Consider the following 17,353-nt stretch of genomic DNA (forward strand, 5'->3'; position numbering starts at 1 on the left):
CTCAGCGGTGACGCCACAGCGAGTGCAGCCGCAGGACGTCCATCTGCCAGTGCTGTTGGAGTCCGTTCTGCGGGTGCGGCAGCTCCCTGCCGAGCGCAGCCGCGACCTCGCGGTAGACCCCCGTCGGGGCGTGGTCACCCGCGACGACAAGGGCGGACAGCAACGGCTCGCCAGCTGGCGTGTCACCGTCGACGCGGATGAGCAGCTCACGCTGCTCCGATCCCCGCAACCAGGGCAGGTCGCGATTCAACCGGCGGCTGATTCCCGACCAGGTGATGGTGGATTGGTGACGGGCGACATCACGGAGAACGTGCCCCACGGCCCCCGCGAGTTCGCTGAGCGCGGCTCGCGTCAGGGCATGACGTTGTGTCACTTCCCCGGAGGGCGCCTCGGCCGTTACGCTCACTTCCCTGGTCGCCGTGGTGGCGGCAGCCGGCGGCGTCGAGCCGGTGGGTTCCGGGCGCGGGGAGGTCGGTCCCGCCACAGTGGCCTGCAGCCGAAAGCAGATCTCGAACAGCTCCTGAAGATCCTTAGAGACACCACCAACGAGCTTGCGCCGGAGGATCTTGGCGTGGGCGAGATCGCTGCGCAGGGCAAGTGAGTCCCCGTTCTCGCCAGCCCGGCGGGCGTTCTCCAGCAAGCCGTGGATGCGGGCCAGGATGTCGTCCGCCTCGCGCGAACTGATCCACTTGTGTAGGTCCCTCAGCAGCCGCCGAAGCGTTCTGGCCGTCGAGCCCGGCACCCCGGGGGCGCCGAGGACACGCACCGCCTCCTCGCGGATCTCGGTTGCGGCAGATACGTCGTCCGCGGCCTTGGCCCCCGCGAAACGGGACACCAGGTCATCGGCCCGTGCGGCGTGGCCGGGCGAGGGATGCTCCGCCTGGCGGGCGGCCGGGATTCCGACTTGCCGCACTCCTGCGGCGTCTCCAGCCTTGGCGATGAGTGCGGGCCGGTCGGCGTTCTCGGCTTTGGTGGTGCGTGCCACCTCGATAGCGCGGCTGTCGGGTCGGGTCGGGTGGCTCCCCGAGCCGGGGGCGCCCGCCCGGCCGGTGACCGTGGTTCCTGCGGATCGGGTCGGATTGGGGCGGGCGGTCGCCAGCCGTGCCTGGACGGTGTGCCCGAGCACCCGGGCGAATTCTTCGAGGAGAGCGGGACTGGGCAGCACGAGGCTGCCCCCAGCACGGGCTGTCTCGAAGTTGTGCAGTTGTCGTTCCGCCTGCTGGACCGCGGTGGCCAGTCGTTCCGCCCGTCTGCCCTGGGTGCGGGGCTGGAGGTCCTGGGCCTCGCGTAGTACCCGTCGTAGCTCCCGGATCCTCGACGGTTCCGCGTCATCGACCCGGGAGTGCGGTACGGCGGCTGAGGGCGGTGCGATCCGGTAGTGGTCGTGGGCCGCTCGGACGGCCTGCTCGCACCAGCGCTGAAAGGCGGCTTCCGCCACTGGTATCTCCGCGTCGAGCTGGCGCAGCACGGTTCGCAGGTAGGGGAGGACGCGTCCGGACCGGCCTTGGACCAGGACGCACAGCGGGGCTCGGCCCGGGGGCAGCGGTCGGTCGACCTCGACCAGGAGGGACCGCCGCTTTGGGTCGGGCAGGTGTGACAGATCGAAGTTGGCCCGCTGAGAGAGTTCCTCCCATGAGGTGGTCTCTCCCGTTCGGGCGACCTCGATCAGCGCCTGTCGGAGGAGTTCCGCCAGCCGGCTGCGCGGGGCATAGTCGGGTGTGGTCTCGACCCGGGTTGGTGCCGCCTTCGGCGCGGCCGGGGCCAGCGGGAGGGCGGGGGCAGGGTCCTCCAGTGCGACCTCGGGGCGCCAGAGACCGGTTCGTTCTGCTTCCAGCCCGGACAGGCAGGTGACGCCGTCGGCACGGACGGCCCAGCCGGTGTTTCCGCCGGAGGCGTCGAGGTCGTCAACCAGCAACCGGGCCACCCCGTTGAGCCGGTAGACGTACTGCTCGGTGGGTGTCGGCACGGCATCGGGCAGCGAGACGTAGGAGCGGACGATCCGGCTCGCGGCTGCTTTCACGAACGCCCCGATCAGGTAACGGCCGGGCACGGTGAAGTGCGAAGCGGCCGGGGGAGTCGCGGCCGTGTCGACCGCGAAGACGACCTCCGCGCCCCGGAGTGGCAGACTCGCCGGGAACGGGGTCTGTCCCACACCGCGGGTGGGCAGTGAGCCCTCGGCTCGCAATGTTTCCAGTGCGGGGGGAATCAGGCCCTCGCTGGTCATCCGGCACGACTCCAGGGGCGCCCACGGGATGGCCCCGGTACTGGCGGTCACCAGCCCGATCAGGACGCGGCGGTCGGTTCCCCGTGTCTCGCAGCGGACCCGCAGGGCATAGCCGCGCCGTGCCACCATGTCGTTGACTACGACGCCGTCCCGTCCGAAGACCCATTCGACCCGGCCGGTCTTTGCGCCGAGGCTTTCCACGGCTCGCCGCCAGCTGCGGTAGTCGCCGGGATGGAGCACGAATCGCAGGTGCTGTTCGGTGGCGCGCAGCCAGAAGTCCACTGCATCCCCGGGCCCGTTGCCCAGGCTTCGGAGGTCGGCCTGGGCCAGGTGACCCTGGTCGGCCAGCCAGGCTTTCACATCGCGTTTGATGAAGAGGTGGTCGGCGCTTTCCACGCCGGTTGCGCTGCGGTGGCACGTGGGCTTGCTGCCGTCGCGGTCCGGGTAGTGGGAGAAGTGGCAGACCTTCCACTCGTACCGTTTGGTCATCAGCTTCTCGCCGCAGCCACCCAGGTGCCTGCCGCACCAGAACTGGTCGGTTCCGAAATGGCGTCGGAACTCGTCCAAGTTGTGCGGTTCCTCGGGGGCGATGACGGGCCGGTCCGAGTCTGGGCCTCCGATGACGGCCGTCTGTACGCGTCGACTGTCGACTGCTGCCACTGGGTTACCGCCCGATCGGTCCGTCGCTTGCTTGCGGCAGAGGATACGTCAGGTCCGACCGACCGTCAGCGCTGTTGCCCGAGTCGTGACGCCGTGTGCGAACCAGTGTGGAGTTGGGCAGCGGGGCGCCGCCTACCTGGACGGTAATCAGGATTACCGCGATCGCGGCGAGCCCGAGCAGCCCACCCCTCACCCCACCCCGTCAATTTCACCCCCACCCCACCCGTCCCGACGGGCTTGGCTACTCGACGTCCTCGTACTCCTCGTCGTCGTCTTCGTGCTCCTCGTCATCTCGACGATCCACGGCCGGGGAGTTCACGAGGATGTCGCCACCCAACTTGCGTACCTCGTCGATGATGCGGTTCTGCTCCTCGGACGATCCGAACGGGTGCGAGGTAGTGGCCCGTGCCTCAGGAGCTTCCGCGAGGGCCATCAGCCGCTTCACGGCCTGCCGCGCGTCGTTCACGGCATGGCGCAGGGCTCGCCGCTCGGCCGCCAACTGGGCGTGGATGGACTGATCGGCGCTGGCCTTCTCCTTCTCCGAGTTCTGCTCGTCCTCGACCTCGCGAGCCTTCCCCGGGTCGGAGAGCACCACGATGCTCCACTGGCTGAGTGCTTCGGGGGCCACACCCCCCGCGTCCTTGCGGATCTTGTCCTCAGCCGTGAGGTCGACCGCCGGGACGGAGTACATCGTGGCCGTGTTGCGTCCGAGGAGCTGCGTGTCGGTGAAGGCGTTGAGGCACTCCCGCTCCGGGTCGAAGGCCTTGGCGGCGAAGGCCAGGGTCCACAACCCCTCCTCGGACTCCGTGAGCCCGGCGATGATCTGGTCCGCGTTGGCGCGGAACGGGACCGTCCGACCCACCGCCGACCCGACGTTGCGCGTGATGAGTTTGTCCGTGATGAGCGCGACCCCTCCGGCCACCGCGAGGGTCTGCCGCGCACTCTCGTTGCCGTTCAACGCGGGTTGGACGAGTTCGGCGAAGTCCGCCGTGGGAACCGGCTGCCAGTTCCCCATGACGCCCTTGGTGAGCACGCCGCCGTTCGCCCAGGCGTTCCGCGCTTGTTGGAGCGATCCCGCCTTGTACCCGCGCCAGGGCAGGTCGATGACCGGCCCGAGGAGTTCCGCGTACCCGGCCGTCCTCATCTTGCTGGTGCCCTTGATGTCCTTGGCGAACCGCTTGACCTGCTCGAAGATCTCGGGCCGGGTGAGGAAGTTCACCAGGTAGACGGCCCGCCAGAGTGCTGTGCCCGGAATGCGGTTGTTCTGGAACACGGCGGGTAGTTCCGCTGGCTTCCGGCGACCGATCGCGAGCCCGATGATCTCCTCCAGGAGATTGTGCTGCGGCAGCCCGGGAAGGCGGATGCGGCTGATCGCCCGGGTGCCGACCTCGACGTTCTGCGCTGCCGCGTCCCAATGCCGGAACTCGACATGGATCGAGGCGAGGATGGAGCGGATCGCGTCATCAAAGACCTCCTCCGCGGAGAGCCCGGCCGAGCTGTGCCGGTGGACACCGACCGTGACCTGGGCCGGCAGGACAAGGGTCTGGCCAAGGCGCACCGCGCGGTCCGTCGGCTGTGCCTCGTTCACTCCGCGCTGGAATTCGGCGAGGAAGCCGGCGAGTGCCTCCTGCCGGCCGAGCGCCATGCGCTGGCTGAGCGCCTTCTCGCTGGCACCGCGTCGCTGGGGCTTCTCGGCGGTCAGCACCTTGAGAGCCGTCGCGGCGATTTCGTCGGCGTACGGTGCTTCCCCTTCGGTGAGCAGCGCCCAGGCACTGGTCAGACGCGTGATGCCGTCGCGTACGGCGAGGACGTCGATGTGTTCGCTGCCGTCGGCGAACTCGAGCCGGCACGGGTGCGCGATGACGGCACGGGTGATCCGCCGGGCCAGGATCGACCGGTCGTAGGGATTCGGATTGGCGTGTCGAGTCTGCTCGATCGTCTGCGTCAGGTGGTCCCGCAGATGATCGCGGTCGCGGTAGCGGTAGATGACACGGGCGTACGGCCGTCCGTCCGCGTCCACATCGCCGTGGACCTCCGGATCGTTCACGGGCAGTGCTCCCTGGCTGGTCCGCGGCTGGTGCCCCGGGAACAGTTCGGTCAGCCATACCCTGGCGTGGAGCGAGCGGAGCGTTGCCCCCTCCACGTGTTCTTCGATCAATGCGGGCGCCTGCCCCTTGGAAGAGCGCAGTTGGGCTGCCGCCGTGTCGGGGGAGACGACGGCACGAGCCACGACGTGCCACCCGTCCTCGTCCAGTGAAGCGCCCTCGGCTGCCAGACCCGCTCGAACCAGTGCGGAACGATCACCCGCGGTGGCGGGAGTCGGCAGGGTCCGCTCGAATCCCGAGACCGTGAACTCCTCCCCCGCGAAGCGGAACGAGATGCTCTCGGGGTTGCTCGCCGGTGTCACGACACTGGATCCGTGGTCGCTATCTTCCTCGTCGATGACCTGGGATTCGCTGACGTCAGACATGTTCTTCCTTTCAAGAGACTGTCAAAGTTGACTGATTTCCATCGATTGCTCCCCTGGCTGGCCACTGCCTCGGCAGTTAGACTGGGAACGCAGTCAGGGCTCGCGCCCCGTGCGCGTGCCAGGTCTGCTTTCACGGACCCCGGCCGACGGCCGGGGTCTCGTCATACCGCCGCCCTGTCCGATCCCTCGGTCAACTCCGTTCCGGAGCCAGGGCCTTCGGCAGGTATCGGCCGAACCAGCCCCACATCATCCGCTTCGCCTCCTGCCTGGCAATCGACTGGCACGCGGCGTGTGCCACCAGGTCCGCCATCTGGAGCCACTCCGAGGTGTCGGCCGGAGCCTGCGCGGCTGGCAGTGGGATCCACCGGGGGTTCACCAGCCGGTGGACCTCTTCGTAGAGCCCCTCGGTCCCGTCCCCGTCGACGATCAGCCCAGCAGGTTCACCGATCTCGGCCAGCCGCCGGTCCAGGCGACGGAGCAGCCCCTCGTAAGCCCGCCGCTTCGCCGTCCCCCAGTGCGAGGGCTCTTCGGCGTAGACCGTCACGATGTCGAGTGAGGGCCAGGAGCCGATCACGGAGAGGGCCTCCTGGGCCATGCGGTACCGCTCGATCTTGCGGGGATTCAACCCGCCCGGACGGCCACGCCCTCCGAGGAAGTCGGTCGCGTGCAGCTCGAAACCAACTGGCACGCTGTGCTCGTGGTTCCACCGGTGGCGCATGTTCTGCCAGTCGGCTAAGACCTCAGGGGCCAGTGCGGGGGAAGCCCCAATCGCGGTGTAGAGCGCGAGGCCGGTCTTGGGGATCCCGGAATCGTCGACGTACCACAAACGGTCGACCGACTGATGGGTGTTGATGGTGGTTCCCGGCCTTTCGCTCGAATCCGAACATGATCAGGACGATCTGCGGCTGCACCGCTTCGAACTGATCGACCAACCGGGCTGAGACACGGTCGGACACACGGATTCGGGCGATACGTGCTGCGTCTCCCCACCACCAGGCTCCCCGGGCCCTGTCTCGACGGCCTGCTGAGACTCAACGAGTCTGTGAGGTCCGCCAGTCAGAGTTTCCGGGTAGCGTTCGGCCGTCTGCCGAATGCCGGTCACTAGGTCGTGGAGGGCTCGTACACGCCCAGGCTAGATCCACTGCCTTCACGCGGTCAATTCAACTATTTATAGGAAGACTTGAGTCGCGTGGTCCACCTGTCCACGTGAACGACCGTGGCCTGCTCGCCCCGGAGTGAGGAAAGCGGCGGCGAACTCGAGGTCGGTCGCGCCGGCCGTGCGGCGCGCGGGGAGGAGTACACCGCCGATCGGTTGGCGCGGGGCCGCCGAGCCTGAGTAGGCGGCGAAGGTGCTGCCGCCGACGATCGCGGTGACGGTCTCTGCGCAACCCGGGTCCTGTTCCTGCGCGGCTCCGCAGAACTCCAGGGGGCGGACGAGGCCGGCCGTCGCCGCGGTGCTGGCGGGGCACATCCGCAAGGCGTGCCGGGCTCCCGAGGCGCGCCGCGGCATGCGGACCAGGTACGTGGGCCGCGAGTGGGCCGATCGCAACCACCCCCGGTGGGTGAGCAAGGACGAGCCCGACGATGCACGGAACGCCGCTGACCGGGATGACCGGTGACCAGCGGCGTTCCGCGCGTCGGGGGGCGGAGTACTATGCGAACTGGCCGTGCGCGTAGTCCCACAGCCTGTCCGCAGCGACCGGGTCGATCGACTACCGCTCGACGCCCGACATGGTGAACTCGTGTCCTCCGTGCATGACTTCGGACTCGCGGTTGTCCTCGAAGTGGCGGCGAGTGACACCCTTCACCCGCGGTGAGACGGCCAGCAGGACGCGGGTGGCCGACCCCTGCGCGGGAGTCTTGTAGTAGTCGGGAGTCAGCAGGTTCCCCTCCTCGTCCATGGCGCCGACCGCCTGCGTGGTGGCCCGGCTGAGGTGGCGCGTTAGGCTGGTGTGGATCCAGCCAGGCCCACCGGAGTTGGCGACGATGCCGTCCCCCGTTCAGCGGTGGCTGATCCCGACGGCGAGCAGGACGTCGGCCGTCTTCGACTGCGTGTTGGCGGCCATGGGGTCGTACGGGCGGCGCTCGAACTGCGGGTCTTCGAAGTCGAAGCCGTACAGGCGCTGCGCCCCGGAACTGACGACTGCGACGCGCGGCTCCTCGGCGGCCCAGGGGGGCGTCGTGCAGTCCGTGGACCAGCGCGAAGTGGCCGAGGTAGGTGATCGCCAGCTGCATCTCTCAACCCTGCGCGCTGACCTGCCGCTCCGGCAGCGCCATCACGCCCGCGTTGGCGACGACCGCGGCGGCGGGGCCGCTCCAGCGTCGCAGAAGGCCCGGACGGATCGCAGGTCGGCGAGGTCAAGCGCGGCGGCCTCGGCGGTGGGGAACTCCCTGAGGATGGGCTCGGTGGCGGCCGGGTTCCTGGTTGCGACGACGACCTGGGCGCCAGCCCCTGCAAGGGCGCCGACGCGGAGTATCGGATTGTCTACGTCTCTCACGTCAACGACCACAAGCGCCGGAGGATCACGTCGCTGCCCAACCCATTCAGTGAGTCCGGCCTGACCGGTTATCAGATCGTCAGCACCGCGATGCGGCTGCGCTTCGTCCTGCCACAAGAGGAGTGACGGCCTTGCGCCGGTACCCGGTCCCGGCCGCCACCGGGTGAATGGATGGAACGTCCCGGCCGATTCACGGCTGGGCGGAGAATTCGTGAAGGGGGATCTCCCCGGCGTCCCGCCGTACCGACCGGACGCCGGCTACTGGTAGAGGACGACCCCGACCCGTTTTCGGTGTTCTGGCATAGTGGGCAGGCCGGTCCCGCCGAGTGCGGTTGCGACCCTGGGGCGCTCCTGGATTAGTCGTCGGTATCGAAGTCGAAGAGCAGCTGTTCCGTGGGCACAACCGCTTCGGGGAGCAGGTCTGCGGCGTGAGTCGGGTCTACCACGTCGTCTTCGGCTTCGTGGGGGAGCGCGTACTGGTCGGCAAGTCTCGCCAGGTGCAGGACCAGTGGCAGCCCGAGTGCGTCGCGATACTCCTCGCTGAACCGCTGCTGGTGGACGAAGGCCGCCCACGCCTCGGCGTCGTCTCCCGGCTGCAGGCAGGCGACGGTGAACTCCAGCAGGCTCGGGTTCCAGGCGTTCGCGGTGGGGCGGTACGCATCCCGCCCACTCGGGTTGACGTGCGGGGTCAGCTTGGCGTCGTCGTTGGTCAGACCGGTCTGCGTACTTGACTTGTCGGCCGTGCTGTAGAAGACGCGGCCCGATGCGTCGGGCTCCGTCGGCACCCAGAGCCCCTTGGCGATGCCGCCGCGCTGTTGGCCGGCGAGGTTTGCCGTGAGCTCCTCCCGTTCTGCCCACCACTGCGCCGTTTCGTCCCGGGTGGCGTCAGCGATCCGGACGATCCGCAGCCCCTTGCCGTACAGGCCGATCCGCTGGGTCGGACCGCCGTCGAGCCCGAGCTTGTCTCGCTCCAGCCCGTCGTTCCGCAGCCACGGCCAGCGCTTGCGGATGTCCTGGGCGTGGGCCAGTACCAGGGTGGGGGTGCTGCGCAGCCGGGACAGCGTGTTCTTGATGAACGCTGCCGTGAGGGCTGACTGGGCCGTCTCACTCCGCAGCTCTTCGGCCCGCACTCGCCCGGTGAGCGACTTCAGCAGTACCGGGTAGGGCACCCACTCCTGCATGTCGGCGCTTCGGCCGAGGACGCAGGTGGCGCCGGGACGGAGCAGCACCGCGATCGGGGTGAATTGCGGCTTGCCGGTCGGCCCGTCGCTCCGGCGTTCGACCAGGTGGAAGGCGACCTGGTTCAGCCTCTCCGGGATCAGCTCGCCCAAGGTGTGCTGGGGAACAAGCCGCAGGCCGAGCTGGCGGAGCGCGTCCGCCCATGCAGCCTCGGCCCGAAGAGCGGCTTCCTCAGCCGCCTTTTCCGGGTCGCCGTCGGTGTCCAGCGGTCGGATGAACTGGGTGACCAACCCGCCGTCCGCGCAGCCCAGCCTGATCGCGTGCTTCGGATCTGCACGCCGCCGGGGCCCACGGTACACATCGAGGCCCTCCAGCTCGACGATAGCGAGCTGGGCGCCGGGCACCTGCTCCCGCAACGCGGCCATCTCGGCGGCGACCAGCCGCCGCCGGTCCGCGATCGCCTCGTCGTGCTCGATGCCGATCCGCGGGACGCGGTCACGGCCGAGCGGTTCGCCGAGCGCGCCCAGCGGGCGAGCGTGGAGCCGCACCGTGAGCTCAGGCGTCTTCCACGTCCAGCTGCTCGGGCCGTGTTCGGCCCGCCCGTCGACCAGGCCGAGGCCCTTCTCGGCAGCGGCGACCAGCCGGTCGCGTTGACCGTCCGACTGGTAGAGCAACAGTCCGACGAGTTCGGCGTCGGGCAGTGCCTCGGCCATCGCCCGGCGGCGGGTCGCGGCGTTGGCTGCCGAAATCTGGCCGTGGGTGTCGAGGATGGCGGCGAGCTTCTCCGGCGAGGTCTCCTTCTTCGGGATGGCCGGCAGTTTACGGAGCTGCTTCTTCGGCGGCCGGGCGAGCCGGCTGCGCTCGAGGTACGGGGCCGGCATGAGGTCGGGAAGGAGTGCCTGTTCGGCCCACTCGACGACTCGACGGCGCTCGCTCGGCATGAGGCCGGCGTGGACCGAGTGGGATCCCATGGCCGTTTGGTGACCGACTGCGAGCTGGATCCCGTCGCGGCCGCTGATCCAGTGCTCGGCCTCCTTCACCAGTCGCTCCGGTGAGGGAATCTGGTCGAGCGCCGTGACAGCAGCCAGCATGCCGCCGGCACCGCCTTGGCGCCATTCCGTGGTGCCGTTGCGCCACTGGAGCGTGGCGACAGAGAAACGCGTGGACGAGGGTCCGTTCGGCACCAGGGAGGAGTCCGGCAGCAGGTACACCGAAGCTCCCTTGCGATAGGGAAGCCATACTTGACCGCTGACGAAGCGGCGAACCCCTGCACTGAGGTGGACACGGGGGACGGGGGAGAACGGGACAGTGCGGACGGTCACTCGGAGAGTGGCCGAGTAGTATGCGGGGGTACCGGTGCCGCGCTTGGTCCGGTACTCGATCGGCGGCCACGACATCAGCTCCGCGCCACCGCTGCCGGCGCCCCGGGCTCCGCCGAGACCGGCGACCTGATGGAACGCCAGCTGCTTTCCGCCGTGCTCGTATGGGGGCTGCGCCGCGATGCGGGCGGCGAGATGGTCGGCCAGCAGTCGGTAGACGTGCGGTGCGGGATTCGCGGTGCCGTTGCCGGACGGTCGCTGCTCGAGCAGGTCGACGGCCTGTGCCTGCCAGTGAAGGGAATCGGTGTCGAGGTCGTGGAAGCAGGCCAGCAGTCGCGAGGCGCTCTCCGGGTCCTCCGGGTTGCGCTGGAGGTTGCGCAGCCAGGCGGCGACGAACATGTTGGTCACGGGCTGGGGATAGGCCTGCGTGCAGTAGAGCCATGGGCGTTCGGCACCGAACGTGGCGGTGGCGTCGACCGTCACGATTTCGGGAGCGGTTGCCCGGAGGAGCTGGTTGATCTCCCTGGTCGGTACCCGGCGGGGATGCGGGCCGCGCCGCTGCGGCCGGCCACCGGCTCGGAGTGCGAGCAGTGGCTCTTCCCACGCGGCGGGCAGGGTGAGGCAGTGCATGGGCACGGCGAGGCGCTCCCGGCCGGGAACGGGTAGATAGGCGGCAGCCCTGATGCGCTGGTACTCCATGGTGTCCTCCACGGTGACGACGGGCGGGTTGAAGGTGTGAGGGCCTGGTCAGGCCATTCCAGTGAGCGCGCGGTACAGCGGTTCGTACAGCTCCTGGACGAGGGACTGGTCGAGCTCCGAGGGTTCGACGGCGTCCTGGTCCGCGGCCTCTCCGAAGTAGGGAGCGAGGACGGCGCGCATGCTGGCCAACAGGCTGGTGTCCGGGGTGTCCGTTGCCTGAAAGCCTGCTTCCCGAGGGGCGAAGGCGGCGTCGACGAAGACGACCCGGGCGGGCACTCCGCCGCGTACCAGTCGGCCGATGACCTGCCACATCACCACGAGTTGGTCCCAGGTGAAGGCGGTCTTCTCGTCCTCGCGCAGACTGGACCAGGCCATCCGTCGAGTCAGGTAGCGGGTCCACTGGCGGAAGGCGGTGCTGCGGAACGCGACCGCGGCCCGGTCGGGGCTGGCCGCGGCCAGCGCGGCCTGCCGGAAGCTGCCATCACGGTCTCGGAGTTGGCGCGTGGCCCAGTCGTTGATGGACTGGACGGCGAGAGAGATGTCGTCCGGTCGCGGGTGCGGCCGAGCGAGGAAGTACACGCTGCCGATCGCGGCCTTGCCCGAGCTCAGCACGATGTTGTGTCCGCGCTCCACCGCGAGCAGCGGTGCGACCAGGAGGTCTCCACCGAACTGGGGGAAGGTCCGGACATCGCCCCGGGGGAGGGTGCGGACGGTGGTGTCCTGCGGAAGCCTGGTCCAGGCGTGGTCGGCATCAGTGTCGTCGGAGACGAGCTGGGTGACGCGGCCGTTCCACTCCGGGACCTGGTTGAGGAACTCCGCGGCGAGGCGCGCCTCGTCGTAACTGCCGACCAGAAGCAGGATCCGACGCCGCTCCGGGTCCTCGATCTCGGCCAACTCTGTGTCCAGCATGCTGAGCGAACCCGGCAGACTGCGGTCGGGGACCGCGAGCTGTCGGAGCATCTCGAGCAGAGCCTGCGGACGCTCCTCGGGGTCACATCCGGACAGACGCAGGGGCCTCGGGCGGTCTCCGCCGGGCCAGTAGAGGAAATCCTTGCGGAACTCGGTGCCCAGCACGGCTGCGACCTCCTCCTCCCGGGGCCGAAGGACTGCGCCGACGTCGGTGTGCAGGTGGTAGCGGCTGGAAGTACCGGCCCAACTGGTCGCGGACATGAGCAGGACGTTGGGGCTCGGCCGGCCGTCCACGGCGCACAAGTCGCCCAGACGCACCAGCAGTTCCCGGCCCACCCCGTTGCAGTGGAAGAAGCGGAGCTCGCCGCTGCGGTCGCCGTCGCGCTCCCGGTCGTCAAGGCGGAACTGGAAGCCGAGGACGTTGCCCATCGGGGATTCGGGGATGACCGCCTCGTAGTCCTTGGGCGGCCTGCGGGAGAGCACGTTGGAGGCGTTCTCCAGGTGCAGCGCGGCCTCGACGCGGGGCCAGAGTGTGGTCATGAAGTCGAGCCGACTGTGCAGGGCGGCGAGGATCAGCGTGAACTCGAAGCGCCGGGCCTGGACATCGATTCGATCGAGTGCTCCCGATCCGCGGCCGACGAGGTTCTCCAGGGTGTCGCGCAGCCGGTCGCGGGTTCGGGCCCCGTGTGGTGCGTGCAGCAGTTCCAGGGTGAGGTGCACCAGCGTGTTGACGATCGGTGTGACCTTGTCGTCGCTGTCGGCTGGGTGCTCGTGCAGTGGGTCGTCCCGGAACTCATGCAGTGCGCGGTCCAGGACCTGGGCCTCCGGGAGTGGTTGCTGTCCCTTCTCTCGCCCGGGAAACCAGCTGTCGAGTAGGAGGTTGTGCAGTGTGAAGGCACTGAAGTAGTCGACGCTGATCCAGTTTCGCAGGCGTTCGTCCTTGACGAGGAGCGCGTAGAGCCGGTCAGTGGCGGCGCTGACCGTGTTGACCGCGTTGCTCCAGTCGTCGACATCGCGTGCCGAGAGCTGCAGTCGCCCGTCCCGGGCCATCTGCTGGAACTTGTGGACGGCGACCTCGTCGAACCACGAGTTCGGGGAGCGACCGACCAGGGTGCTGGCCGGCGCGAACGCGGTGTCGAGCTGCATCTGGACCCGGTCGGCCTCGTCCACGATGACGAGGTCGCTCAGCCTGCAGGCGAGTTCGAGGTAGCGCAGCTGCTCGTCGTGCTGATGCTGCGGGACCGAACTGTGCACCAGCCCCGCCGGGGTGGAGACCCAGACCTGGGCTTCGACCAGCTCACGTGCGCCGCGGTGACGAGGGCAGCGATCCCAGAGGGGGCAGAGTCGCCGCTGTGGCTTCGGCTGCTTGGCGGGGCGCGCGGCCGGGTCCTCCGCGTCGAGCCACGGGTCGCCGACCGGTGTGTCGGTCACGGTGAACAGCCCAGTGCAGGGGGCCTGGCGGATGCCGAGCGGTCGGCGTGCCTCCAGCCCTCTCAGGGCGTCCACCGGACAGGCACTGCTGAGGTAGGCGAAGCCCGGGTGGTCATGCCCGAGCATGGTCTCGGCGCCCGCGGTCGCGGTACGACGGTGCAGCCGGCTGATGTTGCGCTCACGGGTCGACTGGCCGAGGACCGGTGCGGCCCGAACCCCGAGCCGTTCGAACTGCGCAACCACCGCAAGGGTTTCGGCGACGTCGCTGACCACGATGGTGACCCGGCGGGCCGGTTCTCCGTTGACCACATGGTAGGTCAGGATGTCGCGGACAGTGGACTTGCCGGCGCCGACCATCCCCACGAGGTGGAGCAGCCGGTCGATCCGCAGCTGCCCTTGTTCGGTGAACCGCCCGAGCTCTTCGTCCCGGACGAGCAGCCTGACGCGTTCGAGTCGGTCGCGCCACCTGTTCGGGGCGCCGCCGGTCGTGGTGACCTCGGCGGCGTCCATTGCGTCGGCGGCCTTGGCCAGGTCGGTCCAGTTGACCTCGATCGGCGCGCCACGCCCGCTGGGGAGCGTGTCGAGGTCATGCGCGAGCGGCCGGACGCCGGTGAGCAGATCGTCGGTGAGCACCACTGAGTGCATTCGGTCGTCCACCCGGAAGGTGTACTCACCGGGGTCGGCGATCGGGGTGGTTCGGGTGGAGAAGTCGGGCGCTTGGCTGAGAACTTCCTCGAACACCTCGAACCGCTGGCTCGAGCGTGTCGGCTCGCGGCGGCGCGGCACCGAGTCCGGTGCGTCCAGGTCGTAGCCGCGGAGCTGCTGGGGCACCTCCAGGTAGGACGTGAGCGCCTCCAGCCATGTGGTCCGCCGGCGCAGGTCCCACAGTCGGTGGCGGGCGCGCAGGAGGCGCAGCCGTTGGGGTTCCGTGCGCACGTCGCCGAACACGTCGCTGTAGGGATAGCCCCCGAGCAGCGGCCAGACATCGAGGGCGGTGCGGCTTGGGGTCGCGCTCTGCAGGAGGTAGAGGCCCAGCTCGACATCGAGGAGATCGGCCGGCCGGAACTGGCCGAGGCTGTCCGGCCAGACCTCGCGGAGCTGCTGTGGCGAGCAGCGGTTGTGCCAGCCACGCCGGTCACGCATGGTCGTCTCCTTCGATGGGGGTGGCCGTCCGCTCGGGGCGGATGGCGATCTCGCTGCCCACCAGGCGCAGGAAGGCCCGGTCGTCCAACAGCTCGATGCGCCCGGCGAGGTCGAGTGGAACGTGGCACCGGAACTGCCGTCCGTAGGCCTCGTTCTCCTGAAAGCGGTAGTACGGGATGACGAGGAAGGCTCGGTCGTACGGCGGGTCGCTCAAGAACGGCGTGAGGGTGCGGGCGAGTAGCGCTGGGTTGACGCGGTCCTTGACGTCCACGGCCCAGTGCCGCCCGTCAGGCAACGGAACGCGCAGGTCGTAGGCGTCGAAGTTAGGCCACATTTCGGCCGTGATACCGAAGCGGCGGTGAAGGGCGGCTTGGAGGTCGGTTTCGGCGAGGCCCGGGCTTGTGACGAACATCCTTAGCGGGCGGGAGAGTTGGAACAGGCCGCCGTTGTCGGCACGGATCGGCTTGCCGTCTGCTCCGGTGCCGTCGCGGCGGCAGCGGTCGAGCTCGCACCTGTGTCCGCCGTCGATCAGGGGGATCATGAGGCAACGGCATCGTCCGCACTGCCATCCTGCGCCGTCCATCAGGTAGGAAGCAGGTACGGGCTCGTAGCAGCGCTTCAGGACGGAGAGCAGCAGCATGCCGCACTCCGGGTCGCCGCCCAGCAGCGCGAGTTCGGCCCCAGTGAGGACCGGCCTGGTGGTGAGCAGGGTCCGGAAGGCCGTGTACGCGCCGGGATTGCTTGCGGCCCGGCACGTGGCGAGGGCTTCGTGGACCACCTCGTTCTCGAACATTTCGGCGGCCGGATCGGCCGCGCTCACCTCCCATTCGAGGCAGAGCTGGCTGGGGAGTCTGGTCTCCGGATCGGAGAGGCGGTAGCTGGCATGCCGGGCATCTGCCGGCAGTTTCAGCGGCCAGTCGGACAGCGGGCGTACGCGTGCCCACCGGGCCAGGTCGGGGACACTGCCCGGGGGCTCGACACCGTTGCGCAAACAGTGCAGGACCAGGCGGTTGTAGGCGTTCTGCACCCTGGCGGGATAGACCGGGTTCGGTACGGTGCGCAGACGGGACAGATCGACCAGGGCCGTGGCGATCTCCCGCAGCAGCGCCTCGTCGGTGCCGGCGGTGGTGTTGTTGGCGTTCATGCGCTCTTCTCCTTGCTGGAGTCGCTCGTGGCGGCACTGACGCACCACCGGGACACCGGGCACTGCCGACAATGGCCGCCCGGCTGCGCCGGCCAGACATGGTCGTCCCGCCACGGGCCGGCGTAGCCATGCAGCACGGACCGTGCCTTCGCCAGCCGCTCGGGATCGGTGGGGTCGATCAGGCGCGGGTCCGAGCCGTCCGGCCGCAGGATCTCCACCTCCACGCGTGACCCGGACGGGTCGCCGCCGAGCGCTCCCGAGGCGAGCAATGTGACGGCCAGGGCGAGCTGGGGGTAGAGGTCCAGGAGGTCCTCGCCGTGCCGCGGGCGCCGACGGGTGGTCTTGAGCTCCCGCCAGATCCAGGAGCCGTCCTCCCGGTACAACAGGTCCGGCTTGCTGATGACCAAGGCCTGGGCCGCAGTGTCGTGAATCGCCCGCAGGGCCTCGGAATCGACCTCCTCGATCAGCCCAGAGTCCTGGAAGGGACAAGCGTCGACGTGGTGCAGCAGCATGGCGCGGCCGGCTGCGGCGTCCCCGTCGGAGACCTGCCATCGGCCGGTAGTCCAGTTGACGCCGAGCGGCGGCATGTCGGAGACCGAACACGCCCGGTTGCCGTGGCGCCGGTGGAGCCGGTCGAGCCAGTCGTGAACAGCCTGGCCCAGCTTGGCGGAGTCGGCGTACTCATCCTCCTTCGGCAGGTGCAGGGCCCGCAGATACGATTGCGCCGGGCAGGCGGCGTGATAACGCAGGTCGCTGACCGAGACCTTGCGCAGGGGTGCCGTGCGTGCGGAGAGACCGAGCACGCCAGGGACGCGGGGGAGCGCGGCGCAGCCGGTGAACTGCTTGCAACCCACGCATGCCGACCCGGGCCGCGCTGCCCCGCCGCGTACAACCTTCTGGACCTGCTGGCCGCCGTAGGTGTCGTAGTACGCCTTGGCATCCTCCGGACTGCCCTCGAACTGGACTGTTGACGAGCCGTCGTCCAGGCCGACCTCGACGATCCGGATCTGACGGGGCGGGGACGGCACTCCGGTCAGGGCGAACGGCTGCTTCCACTGACGCGGCCAGGACGCCTCCGCCCCGAACGCCGCGGCGTAGGCGGCGATCGCCACCTCCCCAGGCGTCGACGATCGGGCGCCAGCATGCCGAAGCCGCCGCAGCTCCCGGAGAGTGCCGTCCGCCGACCGGTACCGGCGCCACCAGGTGTACAACTCCCACCGGAGTCCGTTGTCGCGGCGGACCACCCAGTAGTCCCGGACCGGAACGAGCTCACGCCCGGCCTCACGGGCCAGATACTGGACCACCGCGTGCTCGGTGTAGGAGCGGTGCCCGAAGTGCAGCGGCCGCTTGCGGCCGGCCAGCGCGGCGAGCGCTCGGTCGGGTGACACCCCGTCGAACTCGACCAGGTCGAGAACCTCGGTAACCGGCCCGAGAGTGAAGTCCTCCAAGACCTCCTTGGGCAGCTGAGACGGCACCCGCGTCGTGACCGCCGGGCGGGCCTTGGCGGCGTCCCGGGCAGGACACGTGTGGTCCTCATCGCCCCCGGTCCCCGGACTGATCCGCACATGGCGGTCATCGCCAGTCATCCACTGCGGCCTGCGCCAGCGCGCACTGTCGCCCATGCCCTCCCCTTCCAAGACGACGGCACCGCACCTCGCCGCCCTGAGACGAGGGGGT

At 69.4% G+C, this 17,353-nt stretch carries 8 protein-coding genes and 1 pseudogene; 1 reads left to right on the forward strand and 8 read right to left on the reverse strand.

Annotated elements, in window-relative coordinates:
* Position 1: 1 nt before the first annotated feature.
* From ABZ449_RS22565 to ABZ449_RS22575, 3 genes are all read right to left on the reverse strand, one after another.
* Positions 2-2,791, reverse strand: a complete 2,790-nt coding sequence (locus ABZ449_RS22565; protein ID WP_360348607.1) for a hypothetical protein — start codon at positions 2,789-2,791, stop codon at positions 2-4.
* Between the two features lie 334 nt (positions 2,792-3,125).
* Positions 3,126-5,354 carry a hypothetical protein gene (locus ABZ449_RS22570; protein ID WP_360348610.1) on the reverse strand — a complete coding sequence of 743 codons (2,229 nt, stop codon included), beginning with the start codon at positions 5,352-5,354 and terminating at the stop codon, positions 3,126-3,128.
* A 190-nt stretch (positions 5,355-5,544) separates the two neighbouring features.
* Entirely contained in the window at positions 5,545-6,180 is a 636-nt protein-coding gene (locus ABZ449_RS22575) for a hypothetical protein (protein WP_360348613.1), read from the reverse strand.
* Positions 6,181-6,808: 628 nt separating this feature from the next.
* Here ABZ449_RS22575 and ABZ449_RS22580 point away from each other — a divergent pair.
* Positions 6,809-6,973 (forward strand): annotated as a pseudogene (locus tag ABZ449_RS22580) (formate dehydrogenase); the annotation flags it as partial.
* Between the two features lie 93 nt (positions 6,974-7,066).
* Here the strand turns inward: ABZ449_RS22580 and ABZ449_RS22585 are convergent.
* From ABZ449_RS22585 to ABZ449_RS22605, 5 genes are all read right to left on the reverse strand, one after another.
* Complete coding sequence (locus ABZ449_RS22585) at positions 7,067-7,255, reverse strand: NADP-dependent oxidoreductase (RefSeq protein WP_360348615.1); 189 nt, start codon at positions 7,253-7,255, stop codon at positions 7,067-7,069.
* Positions 7,256-8,208: 953 nt separating this feature from the next.
* Complete coding sequence (locus tag ABZ449_RS22590; RefSeq protein WP_360348618.1) at positions 8,209-11,049, reverse strand: DUF3962 domain-containing protein; 2,841 nt, start codon at positions 11,047-11,049, stop codon at positions 8,209-8,211.
* 48 nt (positions 11,050-11,097) lie between these two features.
* Positions 11,098-14,532, reverse strand: coding sequence for a signal recognition particle (locus ABZ449_RS22595; RefSeq protein ID WP_360348621.1), 3,435 nt, complete (start codon positions 14,530-14,532; stop codon positions 11,098-11,100).
* Positions 14,525-15,676 (reverse strand): hypothetical protein, encoded by a 1,152-nt coding sequence (locus tag ABZ449_RS22600; RefSeq protein WP_360348624.1) that lies wholly within the window; start codon positions 15,674-15,676, stop codon positions 14,525-14,527. The genes ABZ449_RS22595 and ABZ449_RS22600 overlap by 8 nt, the downstream gene beginning before the upstream one ends.
* Positions 15,673-17,313, reverse strand: a complete 1,641-nt coding sequence (locus tag ABZ449_RS22605) for a PD-(D/E)XK nuclease family protein (RefSeq protein WP_360348627.1) — start codon at positions 17,311-17,313, stop codon at positions 15,673-15,675. The genes ABZ449_RS22600 and ABZ449_RS22605 overlap by 4 nt, the downstream gene beginning before the upstream one ends.
* Between the last annotated feature and the right edge of the window lie 40 nt (positions 17,314-17,353).

The sequence above is a fragment of the Kitasatospora sp. NPDC005856 genome (assembly GCF_040629945.1).
Taxonomy (GTDB): domain Bacteria; phylum Actinomycetota; class Actinomycetes; order Streptomycetales; family Streptomycetaceae; genus Kitasatospora.

Excerpts from the sequence above, each read along its gene's own strand:
- ABZ449_RS22590 (WP_360348618.1), bottom strand. The coding sequence starts at position 11,049 with ATGGAGTACCAGCGCATCAGGGCTGCCGCCTATCTACCCGTTCCCGGC.
- ABZ449_RS22585 (WP_360348615.1), bottom strand. The coding sequence starts at position 7,255 with ATGGACGAGGAGGGGAACCTGCTGACTCCCGACTACTACAAGACTCCC.
- ABZ449_RS22595 (WP_360348621.1), bottom strand. The coding sequence starts at position 14,532 with ATGCGTGACCGGCGTGGCTGGCACAACCGCTGCTCGCCACAGCAGCTC.
- ABZ449_RS22570 (WP_360348610.1), bottom strand. The coding sequence starts at position 5,354 with ATGTCTGACGTCAGCGAATCCCAGGTCATCGACGAGGAAGATAGCGAC.
- ABZ449_RS22600 (WP_360348624.1), bottom strand. The coding sequence starts at position 15,676 with ATGAACGCCAACAACACCACCGCCGGCACCGACGAGGCGCTGCTGCGG.